Annotated in this window: 1 protein-coding gene; it reads left to right on the forward strand. The window is 61.2% G+C overall.

Annotated elements, in window-relative coordinates; all coding sequences use genetic code 11:
- Positions 1-516: immunoglobulin-like domain-containing protein (locus L6D77_RS27065; RefSeq protein WP_236170232.1), on the forward strand; the 516-nt coding region annotated here is incomplete at both ends.

Raw genomic sequence — 516 nt, forward strand, 5'->3', positions numbered from 1 at the left:
AACCGGGCAGCGGCGGCGGTACCGGCACTGGTAACGAAGGCGACAAGGTGTCGGTCACCATCGTCAGCAATGGCGATGTCACCGAAGATCAACAGCCGTCGTTCACCGTCAAAGTCAGCCAGAAGCTCGACCAAGACCTCACCGTTACGTTGAGCAACGGCGCCAAAGTCGTGATTCCAGCCGGCCAGACCGAAGCCATCTACAAGGCCGACGCCCAGGGCGATGACGTGTTCAAAGACGGCGATTCGCTGACCGTCGGCGTCAGCGATGCAACCGTCACTGGCAAGACCTTCGAGAACCTGGAACTGGGTGGCAACGCCACCGTACAGATCACCGACACCATCAGCGAAGTCGTCGCCACCCTGTCTGCAGACAAAACCACCGTCACTGAAGGCGGCCAGGTCACCTACACCGTGACCCTGACCAACGCCCAGGGCCTGTCGGTCACTGGCCATAACGGCCTGACTTTCACCCTGACCGACGGCACCAAAGTCACCGTTCCAGCGGGCAGCGCCT

This window comes from Pseudomonas parasichuanensis (assembly GCF_021601385.1).
GTDB lineage: Bacteria > Pseudomonadota > Gammaproteobacteria > Pseudomonadales > Pseudomonadaceae > Aquipseudomonas > Aquipseudomonas parasichuanensis.